Here is a 23,551-nt window from a genome sequence, read left to right on the forward strand (position 1 = left end):
TCTTAAGAAGGAGGGTTACAATGGAGAAAGTAATCGAGTGCGGTGTTATCATCAAAGGTGAGTTCCACAGGATTTTAATCCACCAGCTTCCTACCGATATTATTGAGCAAGATTATCCATGGGTCGGGCATGAAAGAAGATCTACTAAAGTGTCTTTCAGTGAATATGGAGATGGACAACTAATATCCTTTACAAAAGAATGGAAAATTGGTGAAATCAATAAAATTGGAGTCTTGCCCAATGAATGTATAGTCAGTTCTATAAATGGTGAACATCAACCTACAATAGAACAGACTTAAAGTCTTCATAATGGATACTGGTTAAAAAAATGACACGCCTTTTTGTTAAGGCGTGTCATTTTTCAATTTTGAGATGACAGTTATACTTTTAGAGAATCCTAAATTAAACAACTTCATACTCGTTGTACAAATTAGTTTTACCTTTAGCAAAGAAATCTCTATTGTTTAATATGTTTTCTTCTTATAAATTTCTCACAATTATGATCGATGCAGTGTAATATTTCACTCAATATCGCTACGCTTCACAGTAACTCCGTCATCAAAGATGATTTGGTCCATCTGAAAATCAACTGTGATCTTCTCGAGTGGTGTATCCCGTAGCTCGCTATCCTCATCCATAAATTGATTCACTTCAAAGCTACCATCATAAGAAGCGGATGAACCAGCTTTGATTGCTTTATCGTATTTTACGTTAAGTGATTTGATTTCATTTCCAAACATGTCTTTGAAACTGATGACGCCTTGAAATCCTTTGGCTGTTTTGTCAGAAATATTATTCAAATCAAGTGTCATGTTAATGATGTCTCTGAAAATCCATTTATCCGAGTCTGCGTAGGTCACACTTTTCTTAATTAAGCCAACTTTTATGGACTCATTCAAAAGTTTAAGCTGAACTTGTTTTTCCTTTTCCGCTTCTTCTTGTTTACGTTTAATCTCTTCTTGTCTCTTTTTTTCTTCTTCCGCTATTCTTAGCTGTCTCTCTTTTTCACCAGTTATGATTTGACTAACGGTTTTAGCAGAAAGATCTGCACTTTCACTATTTGCGTTCTCAATTGCTTTGCTATAATAATCTTTTTCCTCTTGTGTAAGTTGAGTGCTATTCTTCACATCTTGTGAGACGGTCTCTGAATAAAGTTCTTCCGTTATTGGCTTACCACAGGCAGATAAAACAACGACCATCAAACTAATTATAATAGATAATGCTATATTTCTTCTCTTTAATTCCTTCACTTCCACACAACCCTTCAAAAGTTTCAAAAACTGATAACGATCTTAAGCCAGATAAAATCATCCGCTTGAATGTATCTGATCCATTATTGAGATAGTTGACTACTTATCTTTCACAACCAATACCGTCTCCATCACGATCAAGTTTACGACTGTACCCAGGCTCCCCTTCATAAATCGGGTCAGCTCCTGCGGCTCTGACAGCATCACAGTTTTTATAGTACACATTCGTTACAATTGGTTCGTTTTTAACTTCGTTGTTCTTTTCAACACTTGGTGCTTGCGTGACAACAACCGGCTCTTCAATCGCAGGCTTAAGTTCAACAAAACCGCTGTCTTGGACATAGTTTTCTATACTCCATATCCCTTTCGCTTGTACACGTGCTTGTTTCTGGATTTCTTCAAATTGATCTACATATTTCGTATTTGGTGGATATATGTAAGCAACACGAGCTAACCCATATTCGAGTAGTTGCTCATTTAACATTTTATTATCTATCCAAACATATGCTAACAATCTCCCGTATTTATCGCGTTCCGAAACATCTAATTCAAGTTCCATATTCCCTTTGGCAACCTGCTTCTTTACAAAGTTGGATGCGTCTTTAGCAAAAGGCTGCTCTTCCTTCTCTGGATGAACGGATTCCGGTGTATCAATAAGTAGTAAACGAACTTTTTCTTCTTTGCCTTCTACCGTAACTTTTAACGTGTCGCCGTCCGTTACTTCAACTAAAGTAGCAGGAAACCTATTATGATTATTTTGGTTTCCTTGAGTTTGTTTTCCTTTGGAATCTGAGCTCTGGGATGTCTCTATAACATCTGCTGTATTGCTTTTTGTCTCAGAATTAGATGAGCTGTCCTCTTTAGTATCAACCACAGCGATCGGCTCTGTTTTGTTTGCTGTATCAGAAGAAAGTGATACTACAAACAAAATTAGAAATACTCCTGCAAACGCTCCTAAGACATAAGTCAGTGTTTGCTTACTTCCCTTGGTTTGACTCTTTTTAAATTGCTTATATGCCCAGTATCCTAGAGCACCAGCGACAAGAAGATAGAAAAACTTAGTGATTACAGCAATTATGAATGCTATAACAATAATGTATAAAATTATTCTTCCCATTTCATCCTCCTTAGTAAATTTGTACCGAAATGGATTATAACATAATTAGGTAATTGGGAATATGTTTATCTAGGTCTGAAGATACAAAAATCCGAAAAAATTAGTGGTATATATAAAATCAATATCTTTTTGGGATTGCATTAATACAAAAGTAACTACGCTATCTCCTCAAAAGAAAAATAACGAAACTGTCTTATACTAATTTGTAAATGCAAAGATAAAAATGCATTTCATAGGATTATGTTGGTGGTATGATTCCAACATTTTACCTGTTGCATTTATTACTTTGGATAAACATCAGCTCTAAATTGTTTTCACTTCAATTGCGACCAGATCTACATGGACTGAAAATCACCATGAACAGCTTGTTCCAGTGCTGTATTATAATCCTCAACATTTTAATTCAGAATGATCGGAGTTAGCCGCTGCAATCATAAAAGTGAAGTAAAACGTATGGAGTTTCATTATGTGCCGATTGTATGTCTGTTATGGGAATGGTAAATAGCTATAAATAAATGATTTCCTTTTTATAGTCTCTCATTGCTAATATTTTGTTTTACTTTTACAACCTACAATTTATCATCTCAACGATTTTGCATCTTCACCATGTGCTGAAAGTTGATGGTTTAAACATTTTTAAGAAATAATTAAAATTAAATTGCAAATATGACGACTTACAAATGGTCTATTCAATAATTTTTATTGATAATAATGTATTTGATTCTCATAAAGTGATATAATAAGTGTATGAAGTTAAGGAAGCGTGGTGTATTGAATTTGAATTGTGAAGTAAAAATTTTATCTGTAGAGATGCAGAATATAAAAAATGTTCGTTACGGTAAAGTTGATTTAGATCTAAACAACGACAATATTTTGGATGCACAAGTAGTGGGCTTTTATGGTCAAAATGGTTCAGGGAAAACTGCTGTAGTTGAGGCATTGTCACTTCTGAAGAGTTTACTTAATGGTCAGAAACTTCCAGGTAAGAATCAAAGGTTAATTTATGAGGGTGAAAAAACACTCTCTTTGGAGTTTGAATTCATACTACAACAAGATACGAATTGCTACAAAGCTAAATACAAAGTTAGTTTGGAGTATAGAGAAGATACAATGGTTGTTAAGATGGAAAGTGTGAGCACAAAGGAAAAATCGTACCGTAAAATGTTCCATTACGAAAATGATGAAAGAAAGCCTATTGAATTAAGACGTAAACCAAAACAAGAATTTGAGATCCTTTTAAATGGTATCAAGTTACTATCTGATCAAGTAGAAGGTTCATTATTTTTTGGGAAGATGGTTAGAAGTCAAGCCGATAAACTTTTTGATGGTCCCGAGTTAGTAATTTATCGAGCCTTAAGGGATCAGCTTTCTAAAAATCTATTAGTAATAAAGAACTTGCAAGAAGGTGTGTTCCCATCTTATTTATTTAATGACTTAAGTTCACAATCAATGGAAAACAGCACCTATGATATTAATGATCCGGTATCCTTATCCAAAGAGCATTACAAATATCTCGCAGATGTCATTGAAAGAAACAATGTTGTTGTGAGTGCAATTATTCCAGGATTGAAAGTACAGCTTAAAAATATGGGAGCCACAACCCTAACTAATGGAGAAGAAGGAGTACGAGCTGAATTTATTTCAATTAAAGGGAATAAAATTTTACCATTAAAGGTTGAATCGGCCGGAACTCTTAAGTTATTTGCTGTGACAACTTCTCTAATATCTGCTTTTCACAATCCTTCAGCAATAGTTGTCGTAGATGAGTTTGATGCAGGAGTTTTTGAATACCTGCTTGGTGAACTTATCGAAATATTCCAAAATCATAGTAAAGGTCAACTTATATTTACTTCTCATAACTTGAGAGTTCTAGAAAAGCTCTCCCCACAGAATGTTTGGTTCACTACAGTTAATGAGAACAGAAGATATATTAAATTAAGTGGTATTCAGAAAAACAATAATATGCGGAACGTTTATTTACGCGCTATTTTAGTAGGCGGTCAATCTGAATTCTTGTATGAAGAAACCAATCCAATAAATATTGTGCGTTCTTTTATAGAGGCAGGGTTACAGGATGGCGAATAAAAGGAAGAAGGCTTTATTTGTTATAGTAGAAGGCGAATCTGACAGTCTTTTCTTCTTTGAAGAGTTACAAAGGATCTGTAGAGATGAACACATCCATATCAAAGCTTATCATGGTGACATTTTTACAGACCTTAACCAACAGAATATCCCCATTAGGGACCGAGTACGGACGTTCTTCAAAGATCGATTAGATAATTTAAGAATTTCTGATTTTCTAGGCATCATACATTTTACTGACACAGATGGTGCTTATGCTAATGATGAGTATGTCATTGTGGATCAGCAGCAACAAGACAAGATAAGGTATCATAATCGAGGGATCTATGTAAACTCGGATGATCAACAGCTGAAAATGCAATTGCGTAATAAACTAAAATTAGAACATACGTCTAATGCCCGGAAATTAATGAACATTACTTACAAAAGTACAGAAATTCCATATCGATTGTTTTACCTTTCTCAAAATTTAGAGCATCTGGTTTTTGATGCGTTGAATGTTCCAGATAATGAAAAAGTAAAAAAGATAGTCGGAGCTATGAGCAAACAATCAGGGCAAGTGAACGTAGAAAGTTTGCTGAAGCAACACCATCCAGCACTTTCAAATATCACTGATAAGTACCGTGATTCTTGGGATTTTATTTTTCAAGGGGATAATTCTTTACAAAGATATACTAATGCGGCGTTAATGTATGATTATCTTGAGGAATTATTAGCAGCAAAGAAATAGCAGCTACCACATCTTGGGCAAGAATTGAAACAACCATTACCTTACTTTTGAAAGGCAATGGTTGTTTTTGTTTTTTAATATCCTTGCAAGATGGCCACTCTACTTTCTTTCAATTTTAAATGCGAATCAAAATAAGAAATATAATGATTTTTCTTCATTCGTTGTTTGAAGAAGTTTAAACTATAAATGCGTTTTATTGTACAGTCTTCGACACAATACGACACAAATGATCTTGAGTAAAAGGTATTATTCTCTTGTGGTTAAGAACGGTATTACCTTCAATTTTAATGGTGACCGTGTGGTTCCGAGACATTTTTAAATCTCTAGTCAAATGTAGAATATCGTTCAACAAAACAACTTGATCCTTAGATATCTAAACAATTTTTCAAATATCTTCTTACTAAATCAGATTTGATTCTTAAGAAGTACAGATGCTATTCGTTGAAGGTAATCATGAGTAGAGTTATGCAGTGATCTAAAGCTAGTCAGGTAATTCAGTATAGGAGGTAAGTCTGTGGAACAACAAAGATATAAGGTTATAATTGCAGAAGACGACATACATCAAGTGTCTTTGTTGAGAAAGTACTTAGAGGAAATGGATTTATTCGTCGTCTCCTGTGTATCATCCGGGATACGTTTAATAGAGGAAACCAAATTACATAAACCGGATATTATCTTGTTAGATATAGGACTAAAAAAAATGGACGGTATAACTGCCTTTAAAGAAGTACTGCAATCGGGTGTTCATCCACAAATCATTTTCGTTACAGGCTCTATCAGTCCTAAACATCTATTAGCAGGATTTGAGTTTGAATCCGTTGATTATATAACAAAGCCCGTGAACGAAAATCGATTTAAGAGAGCGATTAACAAAGCTAAAGAACTGATATATGCAAAAAAGCTAATTGATGCTGAAGTAGCAGAAGCTATAAACTGGGTTGTATTAAAGCAGAATTACCGTGATGTAACTGTCGCAGAGAATCAGATCATCTTTGTTGAGAAGGATAAACAGTATCGTAATAGATACATTGTTCACCTCAAAGATGGAACAACTGTTGAGACGAGTACACACCTTAAAGAGATTAAGGAAATGTGTTCGCCAAACTTAGTATATTCGCACAGAAGCTATCTCATTAACATACTGTATATCACGGCTATACAACCTGATGGTATGTTTACAAAAAATTATAACGTTTCATTAGACTATACTTCTGAAAAAGTCCCTTTAACTAAAAAAAACTATATGGATGCTAGTGATCTATTCTTGAAATTTCGTACACAAAGTACTTAGCGTCGCCGGTGGTTTACTTGTGTTTTGAACTCGATTTCTCCATCTACTTCACCATTTTCAAGGAGTTCGTATGTAATTGTGATGCTTCCATAATCAATTGCTGGATGTCCAGTGATTTGATCCTCTAAAAGTAATAACAATGTTAGCAGTTTGCTACGGTTCATCCCCTCGCCTGCTAACCCCTGCTTGGGACCCCTGAGTCCAATTTTTGTAGTGTGATAGTTAATTGCGAGTTCTCCATCTCTCACAAAGAATTCCATCGTGCCACTAGGGAGCTTGGAAAGTGTTCTTGGGAAATAATCGGAAATAATGCAGAGCTTAATTTGATCATAGAGATTTTCGTTATTTTTTCGCACTAGTGGGTTTTCTCTTTCTAAATATGAATCGTTGGACATATACATCTTGCATGCACCTCTCATTGACGTAATCCTAAAGAACTATTAGGGACATGACTAATATACCAATCCATATAGGACTATTAAAGTATATTTGTTCGAAATGTTCAAAGTTATGTCTCAAATGTTCTCTTTAGGTTAATAAGGAATAAATTGAATGCCGTTCCTGTAGGTGGTTCTTAAGGAGTACTAGTTGTACATTTTTCATCTACAATCAGACAAGTTTGGAATCGTCTTTATTGTTCGATTATTTGATTACCACAACAACAATTCCAATGTGCGAACGTATAGAGTACCTCATACAAACAACAAAAAAACACCAAAGGTACGTCAATCGACTATTCTCGATCGGCTAAACCTCTGGTGCTTCCAGAACCGTGTATTCAATTAACCATAGTATACTTGAATCGTACTAGAATGAATAGAGTTATTTTTTCAACGAATGGGTAGGTCCTTCTCCTCATACGAAGAAAGCCTCCACTATCTAGAGAGTTGTCAGCTTAATTCAGGGTGCTTTTGGGGAAATCTTTTATTTTGATTACGAACTATATTCTGGTATAATATAGATAATATAATATCAAACGTGGAAGCACCACGGTAATCCAAAGGGATTGCTGTGGGCTTTTTTTGTTTTGGGAGGGAAATTCAGATGGCTGTGAGGATTAAAATGGCTACTCTTTTTAGTATTATGGCAACGACTCTTTTAATATCAGTGAACCTTTTCAGCGGTTATATTGTAGGTAATGATCGGTTTACAGTTGAGATTTTATCTTATGAAATCCTAAAGTATACTGCATGCTTTATTTTAATCTCCAGCGTCAATTATATGGTTGCAGGGCCTATTATGAGGCCGCTATTGCAGGTCATTAAAAAATTGGATACAGCTGCAGTCAGAAGTACTGTAGATAGAGCTCATCCTAAAGGGGATGAATTTATTATTTTGGAAAATGGATTTAACCAATTGACAGCAACATTAAAACTTCAAAATCATCAAATTAATGCGATGAATCATGAACTGATCCGAAAAAATGAGAATATGAGCACCCTCTTTAAAGATACAATTAGTGCTCTTTCTAAACTGGTTTATGCTCGAGATCCTTATACAGCTTCTCATTCAACAAATGTCAGCCGATACGCAAAGGCACTTTCTGAGAAATTGCGACTTAATGAAAGTGAAAGTTATTATTTAGAGATTGGTGCGCTACTTCATGATATCGGAAAAGTAGGAGTGCCTGAGAACATCCTCTCTAAAACAGAAAAGCTTACGGAATCTGAATTTGCTGTTATTCGTAAGCATCCCGAATATGGATTTCATATTATTAATGAGATTGAAGAGCTCCGAACTATAGGTGTTAGTGAGATCGTTCTCTATCATCATGAACGAATGGACGGAAGGGGCTATCCGAGAGGATTATCCGGATATGAGATTCCTCTGCCGGCACGAATTGTTTCCATATGCGATGCTTTCGATGCAATGACAACCAGTCGGTCCTATAGGCCTGCATTAGATGTAAACTATGCTATAGAGCAACTTCGAAATAACGCTGGTCATCAATTTGATCCCTATATTGTTGAGATTTTCATTCAATGTCTTGAAGAAGATCCAAGCCTTTTCAGAGTTATGGAACAACACGAAAAAATGCTCGCAAGTGTATAACTTGTGAGCATTGTAATATAAAATTGTAAAACCTCAAACGGGATATGTATGTTTGATAGGATACCACACCCTTTTGGTTATCATGAGGATGAGCGTAGGATTGAAAAATGAAAATATAAATTACGGGTTGAGACAGCATATTGAATTTACTTCATTCAATGACATTACCTCCGCTCATCGTAAATCTCAGGTATATTCGTACTAGAAGACTCCCCATCTCTTTAACACCCTTTTCGGAAAATTCCGTATCCTTGTTACTGCCGACCGATTCGAGTCTAGGGTATTTTTAAGAATCCCTTCTATATATGGGTAGGACACTTTTTCTGAATTTGAGACATGAACATAAGATTTTCTACCAGATAATTTAACAGAAACTAACATTATTATTTATAGGAATATTAAACGGACAATCGGTGACTGTTCCGGTTTAACCGGCCACCTCTCAATCGCGTTATAAGCTCCGGACCAACCGTTGGCGCGGTAAAGTTCGGATAAACTACGAACTGCATAGCGATCCATGTCAGCATTCAGCCCCCTAAATTAGTACATAACGTCGCCATGGCGTGCGTCTTCTCCCCAATAGGCGGCTCGAGCCGTTAGGTTCATCGAAGGTGTTCGAGCTTGAGGTTCAGGTCGCTACGATCCTTCGTCCATAGCATGATATCGAGAAGGAACTGGAGACCGTTTATCTGCATCAATTCTGTGATAATCGTTTCTATGAGCTCGCGGATGTCCATGCCTTCTACTTCATTGGCAATAATTAGCCCGCTGGAGTCTCCGTCGATATAAAGGTGATCCATGTTCTGAGCCTTGTGTACCTGGCGCAACCAAAGGTCGCCAGAATCCATAATGAAAATGTGGCGGCCATTCAATACATAGCCCTCATATAATACGTACTGGTGGTCCTCATCAAATGGGCCAAGTATCATCGAAGCTAGTTCGAGTTCAACTTTTGCTGTCATTAGGCGATCAATTCCTTCACGATAAGTACAAGACAGTAAACGAATTTGAGCATACGGTTAAAGTTACGGTTATATAAATTGTTATATTTCCAGTTGTTACGCAAAGTTGGCATATTTGTAGTTGCAATCATTTATACTTTCCTCCTCCGATAATAAATCCGACTCCTTCGGTTGTACGCGGATTCAATCCGAGAATCCCCCGAAGTGCTCCCGATAGAATAACTAGCTGCTTTTCGGTACGACAAGTGCGTTACGATGAAGTTGCCTCCGTGTTTCTCGCTCAATTCATATGTAATCCGCGATGATAATGGATCGGATAAGTCTGCGATGATGCTAAGAGTTTCTAGTTCGGCTGCCGACGCTTCTACGTTGTCTGTCCGTTTGATGAGTGGAAATACTGCGAGGAACAGGTTGTGCGAAAGTTACGTTCGATACCGTTGAGAATGACGATGAAGCTTGCGGCGATGCGATTGCGTGTATAAGGGAGTGTTCCAGTTGGAATGATTGTTTTCATATAATGCGCCTCCTTGGTGATATTTTACGTGAGTGGCGATTAGTTCGAGTACATTGTTGCAGATATTGAAACCGTTTGGTACTATAAGATGTGTAAGTTGTTAACGAGTCAACTTGTTAACTAGTTGACTCAATTATCACTATACATCCGCTTGGTATTATTGTCAACTAGTTTACTACATTATTTTTGGAGGAATTTTCGTGACCATCCGTTTCTCACTTGATAAGATAATGAAGGAGCGCGGACTTGAACAGAAAGATGTCGTTCAAATTACGGGTATAAATCGCAACACCGTAAAGGCTCTCGCTCTGAACGCTAACGCACGTATAGATTTCCCAACGCTCAATACCTTGTGCGAAAAATTGGGCGTCTCGCCTGGTGATCTAATTGAATACATACCAGATATCGATCACAATATTTAGAATAATCTATAGAGGACCCTTTAATAGTTAGAGGTCCTTTTTAGTTTTGTAAGTAAATCTTATAAATGAGGAGAGTTCAAATGGCAAAGAAACTACAAGTTTTTGTTTCGTCTACCTTCACCGATTTAGAAGAGGAAAGACAAGCTGCGGTTGAAGCTATTTTAAAAGCATCGCATATCCCCGCCGGGATGGAATTATTTCGGTCAGGGGATCAGTCCCAGAAGGATACAATAAGAAAATGGATTGAGGAGTCTGATGTATATCTATTAATACTTGGAGGAAGATACGGCGCCATCGAGGAAACAAGCGGAAATAGTTATACACATTGGGAATACGACTTAGCTGGTGAACTTGGTAAACCTCGATTTTCCGTGGTCATGTCAGAAGGGTTATTGAACTCAAAAGTTAAAACGGTTGGTACTTCCGTTATGGAACTAGACAATGTAGGAAAGTATCGAGATTTTAAAAAACAGGTACTAAGTAAAATCTCCAGATTTTTTGATGATACTAAGGATATACAACTCACTATAATGCAGACATTGAGCGAATTGTCTAATGATCCAAGTCTTGAAGGTTGGGTTTCCGGAAAAAATGCAACTAATTCCCAATATATGGAGATATCAATATTAGAACTAACTAAGGAGCTCAAGAAAGCCAAGTTGGAAAACGAACGACTTCGAAGACTAACTATAGAGTTACAGAAAAAAGAGAAAGAACTACATACTCCCGCGGATATCTCTGATCGGCTAGAAAATATCCTCGGATTACTAGAAGCAAAATATATCGGAAGAAGTGAAGGTTTAGGATGGGAGACTGTCGACGAAAAAGGGAACATAGAGGAAGTATTATTAGAGTACCCATCCGACTTTGACCCTTACTATATACTCAAAGAGGATAATGAAACATACAACAAGTTTTTACTACTAAATGAAATCGAACTTGGTGAGTTAAACTCTGTTTTAGCTAAAATCCGTATTCTTATACGAAAGTATAAACATGCGGATGGTGTTCCTTTTCACTTTGTGTTGGCCATAGCCGGAGAGCATCCAGAGTTAGAGAAATTATGTGATACCTTCATAGATAATGCTCTGAAAATTGAACAGATTTCTGATAAAGGAATGTTTAGGATAGAAATATGGGATGAAAATGTAATCAGTACCTTCGAAGAAAAATTGGGGCTTAGCCTGGCTGTATCATCTAAAAATTGATCCGTCCGAAAATGAATATAGACGCAGTAATCTAAACTGCGTCTTTTTTACGTGTATTTACCGTGGATTCAGCGCGCTAGGACTTCGGTAAGGGAAAGGTACTCGGACGGGCTAGGCGCGCTATATGTATGGGGGGGTAACGTAGAGAACTAGAAAGAACCGCTAACCCTGCGTGCAGGCTACGTTTTTTTAATGATTATATATCTAGTGTAATACTTACATTAACTAGATCAAACGAGAGAGTACTACAATGCCGCCTAAAGTCTGCAGATATTCATGACCTACTTTACTTACAAATTCTCGATAAGAATTATGAGATAAAACTACTGTTGTCTCACTTAAGTCAAATTTAAAGTTCCCCTTAACTCTCCACTCTCGTTCATGTGACCAATCTATGATTTCTTTAGTCCAAGTTAAATCAAAGGGCACTATTCTCCACCACTCAGAAGGAAGCAACATTTCTTTTGCTACTGACTTCTTCTCGTAAATACATGGACGTCCACCTCTAAGGAATACATCTCTTTTAGGGAAGCTGAGTCCGTTTGCTGTATAGCGTTTTTTCCTACCCAGACTATCGAAATTTTGTACTTCATGGTATATGTTTTGAACAACACTATAGAGCGGTGCATCTTGGAAACAAACAGCCGGACTTTCTCCAATAATGAAACCGGAATCTGTACTCCCATTTATACAACCCTCATTTAGAATTTTAATTAATACGTCAACTGAGCTAAGTTGTCCAATTGGCTTAGTTAAGTGCGTCAAGTAATCTGAAAGATCAGAACGGTTGTACATTCTCTTACTCCATTTATCTGCATCATAGCCCATCTCCATCTGCTCCCTTTATCCCGAGTATTTAATCGTACAGACTCCGCGCGTATAACGTTGCCCTTAACCACAACGCTCATTTCCCTAATGTCATCGATCACACCGCTACCACCGAGCTCTGCGTCGATAAATATAACGATGGGCGTCCGGTCCATTTTCGCGGTATAAAGTTGTATATCGGAAGTTGGTGAATGTGCAATGTGCATTCGCTTCTCAATACTTCGACAAATTGACGTAAATTTCCTGCCCATCGGCGGGAGAGAGTAGCAGAATACGCTCGGCCTCAAAATCGAAGGAGTCAACGCGTGAGTAGAGGGACTAGGGCAGTTCTCCGCCGTCTAATCGAGAACCTGTACGTTTAGCACATCGTATTCGGAATCGTATTCGCGACGGTTTTGTGCGTATGGTTTCAGTTTCCGGTTGACGCTTTTTGCATGCTCATTCTAATCTGGCCGCTTCTCGTAGCGCTATGGTTTTACTCGTTCATCAACGGAACACTCCCCGGAAGGAATTTGTAAGAAATCGGGAGTATTAGCGAGTAAAACGGAGTTGGATTTTATTATCCAGGTTTAACAATACGTTACTTCAGGTCACATAATGAATCGTTCTGATATATTATGTTAACAAATTAGACTAGTTTTTTACTTTTGGATTGTTGGTCGTTTTTGGCGTAATCACCGGATATGGCATTTTACCAAATTACGCTAGTTCACTTATACTACTGAGGTGTCAACGAGATAACAATGAAAATAAGGCTCTTAAATCTATGCCTGATTGAAAACACATTTAAAAATATTTTAATATAAATCGAAGGAATTTCTTATGTATATTTGAGTAGGACAGAGCCTATGCAGATAAAATGCCAATCCGTTCCCTTTAATCACATATTCGATATCCTGTCAACACAAATTAGTCACCTACTAAAAGTGATAGAAGATTATTGAATGTGGAGTTAAACTTACATTAGAGAAAGGTGGTGATGAAATGAGAGCGCATACGAGACAATAGATGTAATGCTTAACTTCGGTATTTTAATTTTCGCAATGTTGGCTTTCATTACCTCAATTATTTTCTTTATGAACGCAAAAAAGCGATAGCCTCCCCAGCAAGAGTTGCTACCGCATCGATCATTCCTAACTAGCATAAACCTTAAAGCCAACACACACAAGCCCTCCAGACGCAGTCTATAATAACTGCGTCTTTTTCTTGTCTACTCCGGAACCAACGGATCAACGTACATATCCGTATTCAGTTCGAGATACTTACGCATAACTACGCTCGCGTCCGCCGCCATCATCATCCACCTAATCCGCATCGTGACTCGCAGCCGCGGCATTTATAGCTCGCTGTAACGCCGTCATTATCCGTTCCTCTTCGTAGACTTTGATGCCGGCATGTACGGAATTTTGCTATTCCATAAGTTAATTTTAAAATACTGTGAATTGTTAACTGCAATGTTTCTGAACTGAGTACAACGCTAATTCGATTTAACACAAAAAACAATTCAGGTGCAAGATTAAGAATGTTATCTGATTACAAAAGAAACTCATAGAAGTGGAGCTAGGCTGTTACGTATTATGGTTTATTACCATTTTATTAATTCACTACTCTAAGCTGGTCTAAATTTTTACTCAATAGAAAGTTATTAATATCATTAAACGTAAGTTTCTCCTCGATTAATATATCAGTAATGTGCTCTCTTGAAAATAAATTTGGTCCCTGCTCTTTTACCAAAACTGCCCTTATTCTTCGCATAACCTGTGTGGTTTTTAAAGCCAACTCCCTAAGCATACTAGTTTCTAAATGATATAAATCCCTAGAGTGAGGAAGCCCGTCTTTGCGAAGTGTACTTTTATGACTTGTTAAGATACAGTCTATACTTGAATTTTCGGGCAATGAACAATTTTCTGCAATCCACTTCTTATGCCCAGCTGTTTGTCTACAAGCATCTATATAGACTGGGTCTTTTTCATTTTCTTCAGTTTTCGCTTCAAATCCAAAGACACGATTTCTTAATATCCAAACACTATCAGGAACGCCATCCCCAGTCGGTTTTGATGCATCAAATCCCAGATATCCACCGAGTATTTCCATACCTTTCTCGAATTTCTTCGATTCGTTCTCATTAATGGTGTCCAAAAGATTTTTCATTTGTTTTTCAAATTTATTTCCAATAATCCCAAGTTCGTTAAGCACTTCTTCTACATTTTCTACCTGAGTTGTTAAATAGGGGTCTACTTTGGTTATGTCTTTTTCTGATGGAACATGATTTATTAAGTCAGATAACCATGATACAGCATTCGAACTTTTTAAGGCAGAAGAGTAGTAGCTCTTATCAAGATTATCATCTACTGCTATAGTTTTTTTAGCTAAATAGGCAGTGTTACCTGCAATATAATACCACCAAGCTCTGTATCCATCCAACTCTTTCCCCCCACTAAGGTTTTCAATAACACTTTTTACTTTTTCCAATGACCTGTTCATTTCCTTTTTCCAAAAAGCATATACAAAGTCCACTTCATTTTCAGCACTAATTACCAATTTTTGAACTGCAGACTGAGGTTTTTTTTCATATGATTCTCGAATATCTTTGATGGCATCATTTACTTCGGAATAAAAATCTGGGTCCTTTAAGAAATCATCAATAAATTGAACCATATCGTCAACATTCTCAAGTTGTTGGGAGTTTTGTAATCCAAAATCGATTTCAGCTTGTAATTCAGGATGGAATCCATGTAAGTTTTCCTTACGAGCACAAAACTTAAAGAGTTTTGGGTCAATCATTATGACACTTGCGTAATCATCGCTTGAACGAGTACACCGCCCTAATGCTTGTGTAATCCTTGTCTTAATTAGCTCGCTTAAAACTGGATTTGCATTTAGACGATTCCACATAAAAGCTTCTTGAAGATTAGTTGCTTCGGGCATACCAAACAGTATTTGTAAACGACATATATCACCAGACAAATCGATTCCATCATAACGATTTGTTAGGATAAGCACAGCTTTCTCTTTTGAATAGAACGGTTCTAAACTATCTTCTATCTCACTTGATTGCAGAATAGGCATACTAGGCATATTTTTTTCAATTATTGATTTAAAAAACTGAGCAGTACGATTATCTGGACATAATACTAATGCGCGTCCATGATTTTTTATGGCTTCTATAGCAATAGCTAAGGCATCGTTTGAATTGAAATTACGATTAGGGAACATAATTAAACGTCTACCATTGCTATACTTCTCCCACCCTTTAGGGACAGGAATTTTCTCGATTTTCCTTACACCAGCAATTCTCTCTAGTTCACCACCATCGCCTAGTGTAGCTGACATATAAATCCTTTGCTTCGAATTACTGAACGCATGATGAATTTGTGTAGGAGGAATAAGCGGCTTAATATTTATCTCTCCCCAAGAAAAGAAAACTTGACATGCTTCTAAATTTGCATTAATCATCGACCATGGATGTTTTGCATTACCACAATCTCCAATATTCGCTTCTATTAAAGCTCTTAATTGTGGCAACTTCTGAAGATATTTTGGATATGGAATTAGATCATATATTGGTTTATAAAATTCCGTATCCTCATTCATCACTCTATTGTAATGATAGTCGCTAATATCTTCTTTGAAGAGTTTAATTACACTTTCGAAAACTTCTTTATTATCCTTCCTCTTTATTTCAACGTTCCACAATGAAGATATGTAATTCTCAGCAGAATGAGCATCATCTAAAATCACAATATCGGCATCATCTAATCTTGGGTTTGTATTGAAAACAGCACTATAGGTCGTAATAGCAATAGAATCACTAGTTAAATACTCACCGTATTCTTTTTCAGGATATCTAGTCTGTTTTCCAATTAATAAGCAAGCTGGTATCCGGTATTCCTTTGCTTTCTCAAATACTTGATTAGCTAATTGTCTGGTAGGACAAAGATATACCACTCTTTGCTCTTTCCTTCTCTTATGTTCTGCTATTAGCAAACCAACAAGTGTTTTACCAGTTCCTGTCGGAAGTTCAATTGCTACATCTGTTTTTTCTTTAAAATTTTCATAATATGCTCGCAACACATCTGCCTGTTGGGACCAAATTCCTTTTATTGAGGGTGGTTGGATTTCTTGAAATATTGCTTCTGGGTCCTTTTCAATAGGTTTTCCAATCTTAGGTTTTACTATTGTTAGTTTTCTTTTCTCAGTCATGAATATACCTCCAAATCTATAACTTTCCTCCTAATTTTACCTTATTTCTTATAAATAGAATACCGTATTTTGTAATTTAAAGAGAGGAAATCGGATTTTTATACCAATTCTCAATGGGTGTAATAGGTCTATAGAATCAGGTAGATGTTTCGTAATTATTTATTATCAATCTCAATTAAATCCCTCTTATTAAAACATTCGAAGTTCTAATTTAAAACGTTTGTCCATCTATTTATTTCGCCATGAAAAGGTGATCTTAAGATGTAACAAACCATTCTCATCAATATTCATCTACATTTATCCCTTACAATGTTCAGAAAGAGTTGGATCAGCTACACTTAGTTGGACAATAAAAATGAGGGCTTGAAGAATAAATCTATTATCCTAAGGAGCCGATCCCTACAATGCCGAAACAAAGACGTACGTATACAGCAGAGTTCAAGAAACAAATGGTGCTACTATATGAAAACGGAAAGTCCAGAGCAAATTTGGTGGAGGAAAAAGGACTTACCACCTCGGCTTTAGATCGCTGGATTAAACAAAGCCAAAATACAGGCTCTTTCAAGGAGAACGACAATCGTTCACTTGAATTTTAACACTACGTAAAGAAAACCAACGCCTCAAGATGGATAACGATATTTTAAAGCAAGCCCCGCTGACAATGGGACGAAAATAGCTATTATCCAGAATAACCGTGATAAATACTCAGTATCAGCAATGTGCGACGTCCTGCAAATCGCAAGAAGTACGTTTTACTATGAATCAAGTGAACCATCGCCAGAAGACGAAGTAACGAGAGCCATTGTGGACATTTTTCAAAAGAATCGAAAAACGTACGGTACCCGAAGATTAAAGCGAAGCTGCACGAGCGAGGACTCGTGGTTTCCAGACGTCGAATAGGCCGTGTTATGAAAGAACAGGGCCTGATCTCAACCTACACGATTGCACAATTTAAGCCTTATAAAACCGCTTGTACTGAAGCTGCTATAGCCAACACATTGAACCGCAAGTTCAATCAAACGGAAAGCAAACCCGTGGTCGTCAGTGATCTAACCTATGTGAAAGTCCGGAATGAATGGCACTATATTTGCGTGCTGCTCGATTTGTTCAATCGCGAAGTGCTGGTCCCTGTAAGGATGCAGCGCTCGTTTCTCATGCATTTGCCAACGTAATAGGCGATCTGAGTAAGATTCAATGGTTTCATACCGATCGCGGTAGCGAGTTCAAAAATCAAAAGATGGATTAGCTTTTGAGGACATTTGAAATCGGTCGATCATTGAGTGCAAAATGCTGTCCGTATAATAATGCCATAGCTGAAGCCACCTATAAAATTGAAAACGGAGTTTGTGAACCAGATGACCTTTCAGAGCCTTAATCATTTGGAATTGGAATTATACGATTATGTCCATTGGTTCAACCAGCATCGAATTCATGGAACTTTAGGCTATATGACACCTGTTCAGTATCGCCTTGCAGCCCTTAATAAAGTTGTCTGATTTACTGTTGACAATCCAGAAATCCTCTGTAGAGTAAATCAGGGGCTTTCTGCAAACTGTATGGAAAGCCTGGTTGTGCTTCGTACCGTGCTCATTTTTTGCTCATACGACAGTTATTGAAATTGAGATCGATCACAGTTAACTTCGATACATCCTCTCCACTCGTGTAAAACCACCTTCCAATATGTAGCTACTCATAGTCGTCATATCCATCTTCGTGGCAAAAAAGTGTACAAAATGGAGATAGTGAAGATACATTAAATTCGTTTTGCAAAAGTTCGTGATGGACCCTCTCCGCTTGAATTGAGATGAGATACTATATTCTCGATTTCAACATCAGACACATAAGCAGAAACCAATCTTCTTTTTGCCCCATCCTTAGGGAGATATAGCATGTCTCCTCTTCCTAGCAAATCTTCGGCTCCCGACTCATCCAGAATAACCTTAGAATCATAATGATTGGCAACAGCGAATGCAACTCTTACGGGTAAATTTGCCTTAATCACAGGCGATAAAACTTGTTTGGATGGGCGCTGTGTGGCTATGATCATATGAATACCAGCTGCACGTGCAAGTTGGGCAATTCGCTGAATACATTCCTCTACATCCGCTCCTGTTGTCATCATCAAATCCGCAAGTTCATCTATCACTAAAATGATGTAAGGTAGGCGAGGAGCGCTAGGATCTACAGATTGTACCCTATCGTAATACGATTCAATATTACGCACACCGTAGTGGCTTAAAATTTCATATCGCTTCTCCATCTCTACAACAAGTTTTTTTAATGCGATTCCTGCTCTTTTCACATCCGTTACGATCGGGCCAAACAAATGCGGGATGTTTTCGTAGACAGAGAGTTCGACCATTTTGGGATCAATGAACAAAAATTTAAGCTTATCCGGACCCAGACTGTATAAAAGACTTATGATCATAGCGTTGATAAATACGGATTTGCCTGCTCCTGTAGCTCCTGCGATCAATAGATGCGGCATGCTGGCTAAATCTGCATAAACCGGTTCTCCCGACATATCCATACCAATAGGGAAGTTTAGAGCAGTTCGTGTAGCTAAAAATTCTTTATTCTCAAGAAGTGGTCTTAAATGAACCGTATACGGTAGTTTACTGGGTACTTCAATACCAATTACGTTTGTGCCTGGGATAGGGAGATAAAGCGTAATTTCTTCAGCCTTGAGAGCCATTTTCAAATTCATCTTGAGTCGCTTAAAGTGGGATATATTTAGCCCTTCTGCTGGTACCAATTCATATCTCGTTACACGAGGTCCATAGGTGACACGAATAACTTTCGCAGGTAACTTCAAATTAGCTGTTTCTCTTTCAAGTTCAGCAAAAGCACTTTTTGAATCCTGGTTTGAAGGCGGTATGACTGCTGAAGATTTAAGTAAGGTGACAGGTAACTTCAACACATCGGTGCTTGGGTAATTCCAACACAGTTTGCCTGTCTGGTCAAACTGTAATATAGCATCAAAGACGGTATCGCTTTTATTTGATTCTTTGGACTTATGAACAAATCCCCGTATTAAACCACTCGATCCCGTTTCCAGAATACGTAGGATAGTTTCCTTTTCAATGACTTTACCTTTGATCGTTTTGCTAATTTTGAAATCACACCCCGTGTTCTCCCATCCGCTACAGCCATATAAAACTCCTTTATCGATGACAGGCTGGCCACATTTTTTGCAAGATCCCAAGTTTTGATCAGCAGTCACATTTCGTTTCGACCGCCGATGTGCTTCAGTTATAGGTGATGTCTTAGCTGGGCTACTGGAGATAGGAGAAGTAATCTGTTCTGAAGCATCTGAATATTCAGTAGCATTCCCCTTGATTTCTATATCCTCATCATGCATCGAATTCTTTTGATGTCCTGGATCCCTCTCGAAATGTGTAGTATTAGACTGCCCCAGCGACGATACAGATTGTCTAGGTGAGCTAGATACTGGAGGTCGTGAAATGGGAATGCCGTTACTAGTCGCTGCTGAGTTAACTGCTTCGGGCATGTCCATAGAATGAACAGAGTTCACAGCATCATAAACAAGCTTAGTAGCCAATTTCTTGGCCTGATCAATAAAGCTAGTATGTGTAAATCTCCCCTGACCAATTTCACTTAATGTTTGTTCCCACTTGGCAGTTGTTTCGGCTGAGGATAAAGCAGATTGGCCGATAGCTTGAATAAGCGTTCGTCCTTTAACGGTGGGATACACCAAGTTTTTTTTGATTTCAATATAACTCTGATCCTTTAATCGGCTTATAATACTTGCTCTAGTCGCTTCTGTTCCAAGACCATGCGTTTTGCGCATGATGCTTTCTAGCTCTTTATTTCCTAACTGATTCCCGGCAGACTTCATCATTGAGATGAGGTTACCTTCTGTTAAACGCTTAGGAGCAGAAGTCCAGGCTTCTTTAGCAAAACAATCGGTGGTATGACCAACTTGTCCCTCCACTACACTAGGAAGCAGATCTAGGCTTTTTTCGCTCTCGTCAGGGTCATCTGTATTCATAACGAGACGCCAGCCGTCTCGAATGGTTCTCTTCCCTTTGGTTAGGAACGAAAATTGATCTCCCACATACGTGATGATCGTGGTATGTTCGAGAATAGCACTATCATAATGAGCTGCAATTACTGATTTGACAACCAAGTCATAGATCAGTCTTTCATTATGGCTTAATCTGCTTAAATCTGGAGCTGTATCGGTCGGTATGATCGCGTAGTGGTCTGATACTTTCGAAGCATCCACATATCTTTTATTATTCATAATAGAGGGAACCGGTTTAGGGATTAAAGGAGTATAAGGCCCTAGTTTACCTATGTTCTCAAGAATGCGGGGTAACTCCTTTGCTTCTTCCGTCGTAATCCGATTACTATCCGTACGTGGGTAGCTCTGATATCCCTTATCGTATAGCGTTTGACAGGCATCTAAGACATCTTTCGGACTTAGTTTGAAAAGTTTATTGGCAAGGGTTTGTAATGCGGAAAGACTAAACAGATAAGGGGGCAAAGTCTCTTTAGTCTCCACAGATATCTCATCGATATCTGCCGTTTTTCCTGAACACCAAGCGGCCAATTTCTCAGCTTTACCCTGATCCATAAGTCGGTCTTGATTGCCTGTAAACCATTTCCCCCTATACTCCATACCGCTAAAGCTGAAGTTTGCAATGACTTCCCAATAGGGCGTGGATACAAAACTCTTTATTTCCCTTTCGCGTTCAACAATAAGTGCTAGAACCGGTGTTTGAACACGCCCTGTTGAGAAGCTCTCTCCTTTTTCAACTTTGACTCCTTTCTCTCGAAGCAGTATGGAGTATGCTCTTGATGTATTTATCCCCACAAGCCAATCTGCACATGACCGAGCATATGCTTCATAAAACAAATTTTTCTTTTCTGATCCGGGTAGAAGTTTCTGAAATGCTGCAAAAACCGCTTCTTTCGTTAACGAAGAAGTCCAAAGTCTTTTCACGGGTTTTTTACAACCACTAAGTTGATATATCAAAGTAAAGATGGCTTCACCTTCACGGCCTGGATCACAGGCATTTATAATTTCGTTAAAGCTCTTGTTTTGAATCAATTTCTTCAAGTGGGCGAACAATTTTTCTTTCCCTTTTGCAGGCTTCAATTGAAAGGGTCCTGGTAGTATGGGTAGATGCTCCATTCTCCACTTTTCAAACGTTGGATCATAATCCTCTGGTTCTTTTAAAGTAACTAAGTGTCCTGCTGCCCATGAGAAGTAAGCTCCCTTGGGGAATGTCGGACAGGGCAGTACCTCGATGTAGCCCCAACCTTCCCCTTTGGTTGGAAAAGGAGCCGCTAGTCGTTGGGCTTGGTCTTTTTTTTCAGCTATGATAAGTTTCATGTAAACCTCCTATAACGAGCAAAAAGCACGCTTCCCCATAGGGAGAAGCGTGCTTCGCTTTGTGAGTATTCAATTGATTTCATTATACCGTAATCTTACACCGAGGTCACCCTGTATGCTGTCCAGAAGCGTGCTAAATATGTTCTTATTCTGTGGTCTCTACTTACATGTGAACAAGCCATCTGGATCAGAACCCAACTGATTAACCTTTCCCACGGATAGTTAATCTACTACTTTATGAATGAACAATGTAGCCTTAATGAAAGAAAGGGCCCCTTACTCTTGGTCGCTCCCACGAAGTTCGGTGTATTTTTTGTTTGAGCCATATGCCTTATCTACTGGATACTTCTCTGCATTTTTCTTCAGCTTTTCTATTAATGCTTTCTTCGGATCAATATTAAGTTCGTTGCACATGAGTAACACATAATATAGAACATCAGCCAATTCATCTTGAAGTTTGTCTTTGCTTTTCGCAATGGCTTCTTCGTTACTTTTCCATTGAAATATTTCAAGCAACTCACTCGCTTCGAGATTCAAAGAAATGGCCAGATCCTTGGGATTATGAAATTGTCCCCAGTCCCGCTCATCTCTAAATGCAGTAATCTTTTGTATTAATTCCTCCACAATGAACCACCTCTATACAGTCATTCGACAAACAACGGCAAAGTCCTTGCTTACGTCCTCTTGATACACCGAAGCGTAAGCATCACATAGGAAGCAGGCGCAATCAGCGTCAATGCTCTACTCGTTTTCAGACTCATCCTTGTAATTAGGTGTTCTTGTGTGAAGAGGCTTAAAACTGCTCATAAACCGTCATTAGAGGCAAAAGGAAAAAGCACCTTCTTTGAGGTGCTTTCCGTCATACCGGCAAGTAATCTAGATCTCTTGAAGAAATCGCTTATGTTCTTCTAAATGTTCTTCGTACTTCACATGATCCAGAAAAGTTATACATTGGTCCATCAGTTCTTCAGGCGTGTGCTTCAACTTTTTGGCATACATAAATGCTGATTTAGCCAGTTTTTGAATCACTGGTGTAACATCTGCTCCGTTTAGCTCAAGTTCCGGGGATTTACCCGTATACGCCAATAAAGATGTAGGCATAAAAGAAGCTGAAGTCGTAACTGAACATAGTGCCATATCATGAACATAATGATCATTCATATTAGCGATAAAATAAAACAGATATGGTTTGTTCTTCACTAGTTTTTGGATCCAAGATTTTAACTCGGGCACATTGTACATTCTTCTGGCTTCATGTTCATACCCGTCAAATAAGATGACCACAGAGCTGTGACCTTTTTGTTTTTTCTTTTCAACGTTCACTAGTACATTTAAGTACGTTTGAATATGTCCTTGTAAAACATGATCTTTAGTTACAACTAGACGTGTTACTTTCAGTTCTCTTTCTGTTTGCGCTTCGCCACTAAGCTTGAATGGAACGCCACTATCTTTAAACAGTTGTAGTGCGAAATTTAAAGATTGCACCCGTAATTCCTCCTGTTGAGATGACCCTACCAAAGCCCATCTGAT

Annotated in this window: 20 protein-coding genes and 2 pseudogenes; 9 read left to right on the plus strand and 13 right to left on the minus strand. The window is 37.9% G+C overall.

Annotated features, from left to right (window positions below; translation table 11 throughout):
• Window positions 1-20: 20 nt before the first annotated feature.
• Window positions 21-299 carry a hypothetical protein gene (locus tag V6668_RS31490; protein WP_338709092.1) on the plus strand — a complete coding sequence of 93 codons (279 nt, stop codon included), beginning with the start codon at window positions 21-23 and terminating at the stop codon, window positions 297-299.
• A 222-nt stretch (window positions 300-521) separates the two neighbouring features.
• On the opposite strand, the gene V6668_RS31495 is transcribed toward V6668_RS31490, so the two are convergent.
• A complete protein-coding gene (locus tag V6668_RS31495) occupies window positions 522-1,256 on the minus strand; it encodes a hypothetical protein (RefSeq protein ID WP_338709093.1) in 735 nt (244 codons plus the stop codon).
• 97 nt (window positions 1,257-1,353) lie between these two features.
• On the minus strand, window positions 1,354-2,367 hold the full coding sequence (locus V6668_RS31500) for a thermonuclease family protein (protein ID WP_338709094.1): 1,014 nt from the start codon (window positions 2,365-2,367) through the stop codon (window positions 1,354-1,356).
• A 747-nt stretch (window positions 2,368-3,114) separates the two neighbouring features.
• On the opposite strand from V6668_RS31500, the gene V6668_RS31505 reads away from it, so the two are divergent.
• The 3 genes from V6668_RS31505 (at window position 3,115) to V6668_RS31515 (ending at window position 6,470) form a co-directional block, all read left to right on the plus strand.
• Window positions 3,115-4,452: an ATP-binding protein gene (locus V6668_RS31505; RefSeq protein ID WP_338709095.1), complete on the plus strand. Its 1,338-nt coding sequence runs from the start codon at window positions 3,115-3,117 to the stop codon at window positions 4,450-4,452.
• Entirely contained in the window at window positions 4,442-5,179 is a 738-nt protein-coding gene (locus V6668_RS31510; RefSeq protein WP_100526619.1) for a hypothetical protein, read from the plus strand. The genes V6668_RS31505 and V6668_RS31510 overlap by 11 nt, the downstream gene beginning before the upstream one ends.
• A 514-nt stretch (window positions 5,180-5,693) precedes the next feature.
• Window positions 5,694-6,470, plus strand: a complete 777-nt coding sequence (locus V6668_RS31515) for a LytR/AlgR family response regulator transcription factor (protein ID WP_100526620.1) — start codon at window positions 5,694-5,696, stop codon at window positions 6,468-6,470.
• On the opposite strand, the gene V6668_RS31520 is transcribed toward V6668_RS31515, so the two are convergent.
• A complete protein-coding gene (locus V6668_RS31520) occupies window positions 6,467-6,865 on the minus strand; it encodes a hypothetical protein (protein WP_338709096.1) in 399 nt (132 codons plus the stop codon). The two genes, V6668_RS31515 and V6668_RS31520, sit on opposite strands and share 4 nt — an antisense overlap.
• A gap of 649 nt (window positions 6,866-7,514) precedes the next feature.
• Between V6668_RS31520 and V6668_RS31525 the strand changes: the two genes are divergently transcribed.
• Window positions 7,515-8,522, plus strand: coding sequence for an HD-GYP domain-containing protein (locus tag V6668_RS31525; protein ID WP_338709097.1), 1,008 nt, complete (start codon window positions 7,515-7,517; stop codon window positions 8,520-8,522).
• A gap of 398 nt (window positions 8,523-8,920) precedes the next feature.
• Here V6668_RS31525 and V6668_RS31530 read toward each other — a convergent pair whose 3' ends face one another.
• From V6668_RS31530 to V6668_RS31545, 4 genes are all read right to left on the minus strand, one after another.
• Entirely contained in the window at window positions 8,921-9,049 is a 129-nt protein-coding gene (locus V6668_RS31530; RefSeq protein ID WP_338709098.1) for a hypothetical protein, read from the minus strand.
• Between the two features lie 75 nt (window positions 9,050-9,124).
• Window positions 9,125-9,484, minus strand: coding sequence for a hypothetical protein (locus V6668_RS31535; RefSeq protein WP_338709099.1), 360 nt, complete (start codon window positions 9,482-9,484; stop codon window positions 9,125-9,127).
• Entirely contained in the window at window positions 9,484-9,615 is a 132-nt protein-coding gene (locus V6668_RS31540; RefSeq protein ID WP_338709100.1) for a hypothetical protein, read from the minus strand. The genes V6668_RS31535 and V6668_RS31540 overlap by 1 nt, the downstream gene beginning before the upstream one ends.
• 233 nt (window positions 9,616-9,848) lie before the next feature.
• Window positions 9,849-9,998: a hypothetical protein gene (locus tag V6668_RS31545; protein ID WP_338709101.1), complete on the minus strand. Its 150-nt coding sequence runs from the start codon at window positions 9,996-9,998 to the stop codon at window positions 9,849-9,851.
• Window positions 9,999-10,198: 200 nt separating this feature from the next.
• Here V6668_RS31545 and V6668_RS31550 point away from each other — a divergent pair, with 200 nt between their 5' ends.
• Both V6668_RS31550 and V6668_RS31555 read left to right on the plus strand, forming a co-directional pair.
• Complete coding sequence (locus V6668_RS31550; protein WP_338709102.1) at window positions 10,199-10,420, plus strand: helix-turn-helix transcriptional regulator; 222 nt, start codon at window positions 10,199-10,201, stop codon at window positions 10,418-10,420.
• Between the two features lie 80 nt (window positions 10,421-10,500).
• Window positions 10,501-11,628, plus strand: a complete 1,128-nt coding sequence (locus tag V6668_RS31555; RefSeq protein ID WP_338709103.1) for a DUF4062 domain-containing protein — start codon at window positions 10,501-10,503, stop codon at window positions 11,626-11,628.
• A gap of 225 nt (window positions 11,629-11,853) precedes the next feature.
• On the opposite strand, the gene V6668_RS31560 is transcribed toward V6668_RS31555, so the two are convergent.
• Window positions 11,854-12,456 (minus strand): DUF2971 domain-containing protein, encoded by a 603-nt coding sequence (locus V6668_RS31560; RefSeq protein WP_338709104.1) that lies wholly within the window; start codon window positions 12,454-12,456, stop codon window positions 11,854-11,856.
• 1,001 nt (window positions 12,457-13,457) lie between these two features.
• Here V6668_RS31560 and V6668_RS32315 point away from each other — a divergent pair.
• Window positions 13,458-13,553 (plus strand): annotated as a pseudogene (locus V6668_RS32315) (hypothetical protein); the annotation flags it as partial.
• A 113-nt stretch (window positions 13,554-13,666) separates the two neighbouring features.
• Here V6668_RS32315 and V6668_RS31565 read toward each other — a convergent pair.
• Window positions 13,667-13,792, minus strand: a complete 126-nt coding sequence (locus V6668_RS31565) for a hypothetical protein (protein WP_338709105.1) — start codon at window positions 13,790-13,792, stop codon at window positions 13,667-13,669.
• Between the two features lie 260 nt (window positions 13,793-14,052).
• The gene (locus V6668_RS31570; protein ID WP_338709106.1) at window positions 14,053-16,659 is read right to left on the minus strand and encodes a DEAD/DEAH box helicase; all 2,607 of its coding nucleotides are present in this window, start codon (window positions 16,657-16,659) and stop codon (window positions 14,053-14,055) included.
• A gap of 404 nt (window positions 16,660-17,063) precedes the next feature.
• Here V6668_RS31570 and V6668_RS31575 point away from each other — a divergent pair.
• Window positions 17,064-18,155: pseudogene (locus V6668_RS31575) on the plus strand (IS3 family transposase).
• 257 nt (window positions 18,156-18,412) lie between these two features.
• Here the strand turns inward: V6668_RS31575 and V6668_RS31580 are convergent.
• From V6668_RS31580 to V6668_RS31590, 3 genes are all read right to left on the minus strand, one after another.
• Complete coding sequence (locus V6668_RS31580; RefSeq protein WP_338709107.1) at window positions 18,413-22,021, minus strand: DNA topoisomerase 3; 3,609 nt, start codon at window positions 22,019-22,021, stop codon at window positions 18,413-18,415.
• A gap of 276 nt (window positions 22,022-22,297) precedes the next feature.
• Complete coding sequence (locus tag V6668_RS31585; RefSeq protein WP_100526626.1) at window positions 22,298-22,645, minus strand: nucleotide pyrophosphohydrolase; 348 nt, start codon at window positions 22,643-22,645, stop codon at window positions 22,298-22,300.
• Between the two features lie 252 nt (window positions 22,646-22,897).
• Window positions 22,898-23,506 (minus strand): hypothetical protein, encoded by a 609-nt coding sequence (locus V6668_RS31590; RefSeq protein WP_100526627.1) that lies wholly within the window; start codon window positions 23,504-23,506, stop codon window positions 22,898-22,900.
• Window positions 23,507-23,551: the final 45 nt, after the last annotated feature.

It is taken from the genome of Paenibacillus amylolyticus, assembly GCF_036894225.1.
Taxonomy (GTDB): domain Bacteria; phylum Bacillota; class Bacilli; order Paenibacillales; family Paenibacillaceae; genus Paenibacillus; species Paenibacillus amylolyticus.

What these genes read in the sequence shown, in the direction of transcription:
- V6668_RS31510 (WP_100526619.1), top strand. Translation starts at nt 4,442, where the DNA reads ATGGCGAATAAAAGGAAGAAGGCTTTATTTGTTATAGTAGAAGGCGAA.
- V6668_RS31545 (WP_338709101.1), bottom strand. Translation starts at nt 9,998, where the DNA reads ATGAAAACAATCATTCCAACTGGAACACTCCCTTATACACGCAATCGC.
- V6668_RS31570 (WP_338709106.1), bottom strand. Translation starts at nt 16,659, where the DNA reads ATGACTGAGAAAAGAAAACTAACAATAGTAAAACCTAAGATTGGAAAA.
- V6668_RS31535 (WP_338709099.1), bottom strand. Translation starts at nt 9,484, where the DNA reads ATGACAGCAAAAGTTGAACTCGAACTAGCTTCGATGATACTTGGCCCA.
- V6668_RS31530 (WP_338709098.1), bottom strand. Translation starts at nt 9,049, where the DNA reads ATGCTGACATGGATCGCTATGCAGTTCGTAGTTTATCCGAACTTTACC.
- V6668_RS31525 (WP_338709097.1), top strand. Translation starts at nt 7,515, where the DNA reads ATGGCTGTGAGGATTAAAATGGCTACTCTTTTTAGTATTATGGCAACG.
- V6668_RS31540 (WP_338709100.1), bottom strand. Translation starts at nt 9,615, where the DNA reads ATGATTGCAACTACAAATATGCCAACTTTGCGTAACAACTGGAAATAT.
- V6668_RS31580 (WP_338709107.1), bottom strand. Translation starts at nt 22,021, where the DNA reads ATGAAACTTATCATAGCTGAAAAAAAAGACCAAGCCCAACGACTAGCG.
- V6668_RS31560 (WP_338709104.1), bottom strand. Translation starts at nt 12,456, where the DNA reads ATGGGCTATGATGCAGATAAATGGAGTAAGAGAATGTACAACCGTTCT.
- V6668_RS31555 (WP_338709103.1), top strand. Translation starts at nt 10,501, where the DNA reads ATGGCAAAGAAACTACAAGTTTTTGTTTCGTCTACCTTCACCGATTTA.
- V6668_RS31490 (WP_338709092.1), top strand. Translation starts at nt 21, where the DNA reads ATGGAGAAAGTAATCGAGTGCGGTGTTATCATCAAAGGTGAGTTCCAC.
- V6668_RS31565 (WP_338709105.1), bottom strand. Translation starts at nt 13,792, where the DNA reads ATGCCGCGGCTGCGAGTCACGATGCGGATTAGGTGGATGATGATGGCG.
- V6668_RS31500 (WP_338709094.1), bottom strand. Translation starts at nt 2,367, where the DNA reads ATGGGAAGAATAATTTTATACATTATTGTTATAGCATTCATAATTGCT.
- V6668_RS31505 (WP_338709095.1), top strand. Translation starts at nt 3,115, where the DNA reads ATGAAGTTAAGGAAGCGTGGTGTATTGAATTTGAATTGTGAAGTAAAA.
- V6668_RS31520 (WP_338709096.1), bottom strand. Translation starts at nt 6,865, where the DNA reads ATGTCCAACGATTCATATTTAGAAAGAGAAAACCCACTAGTGCGAAAA.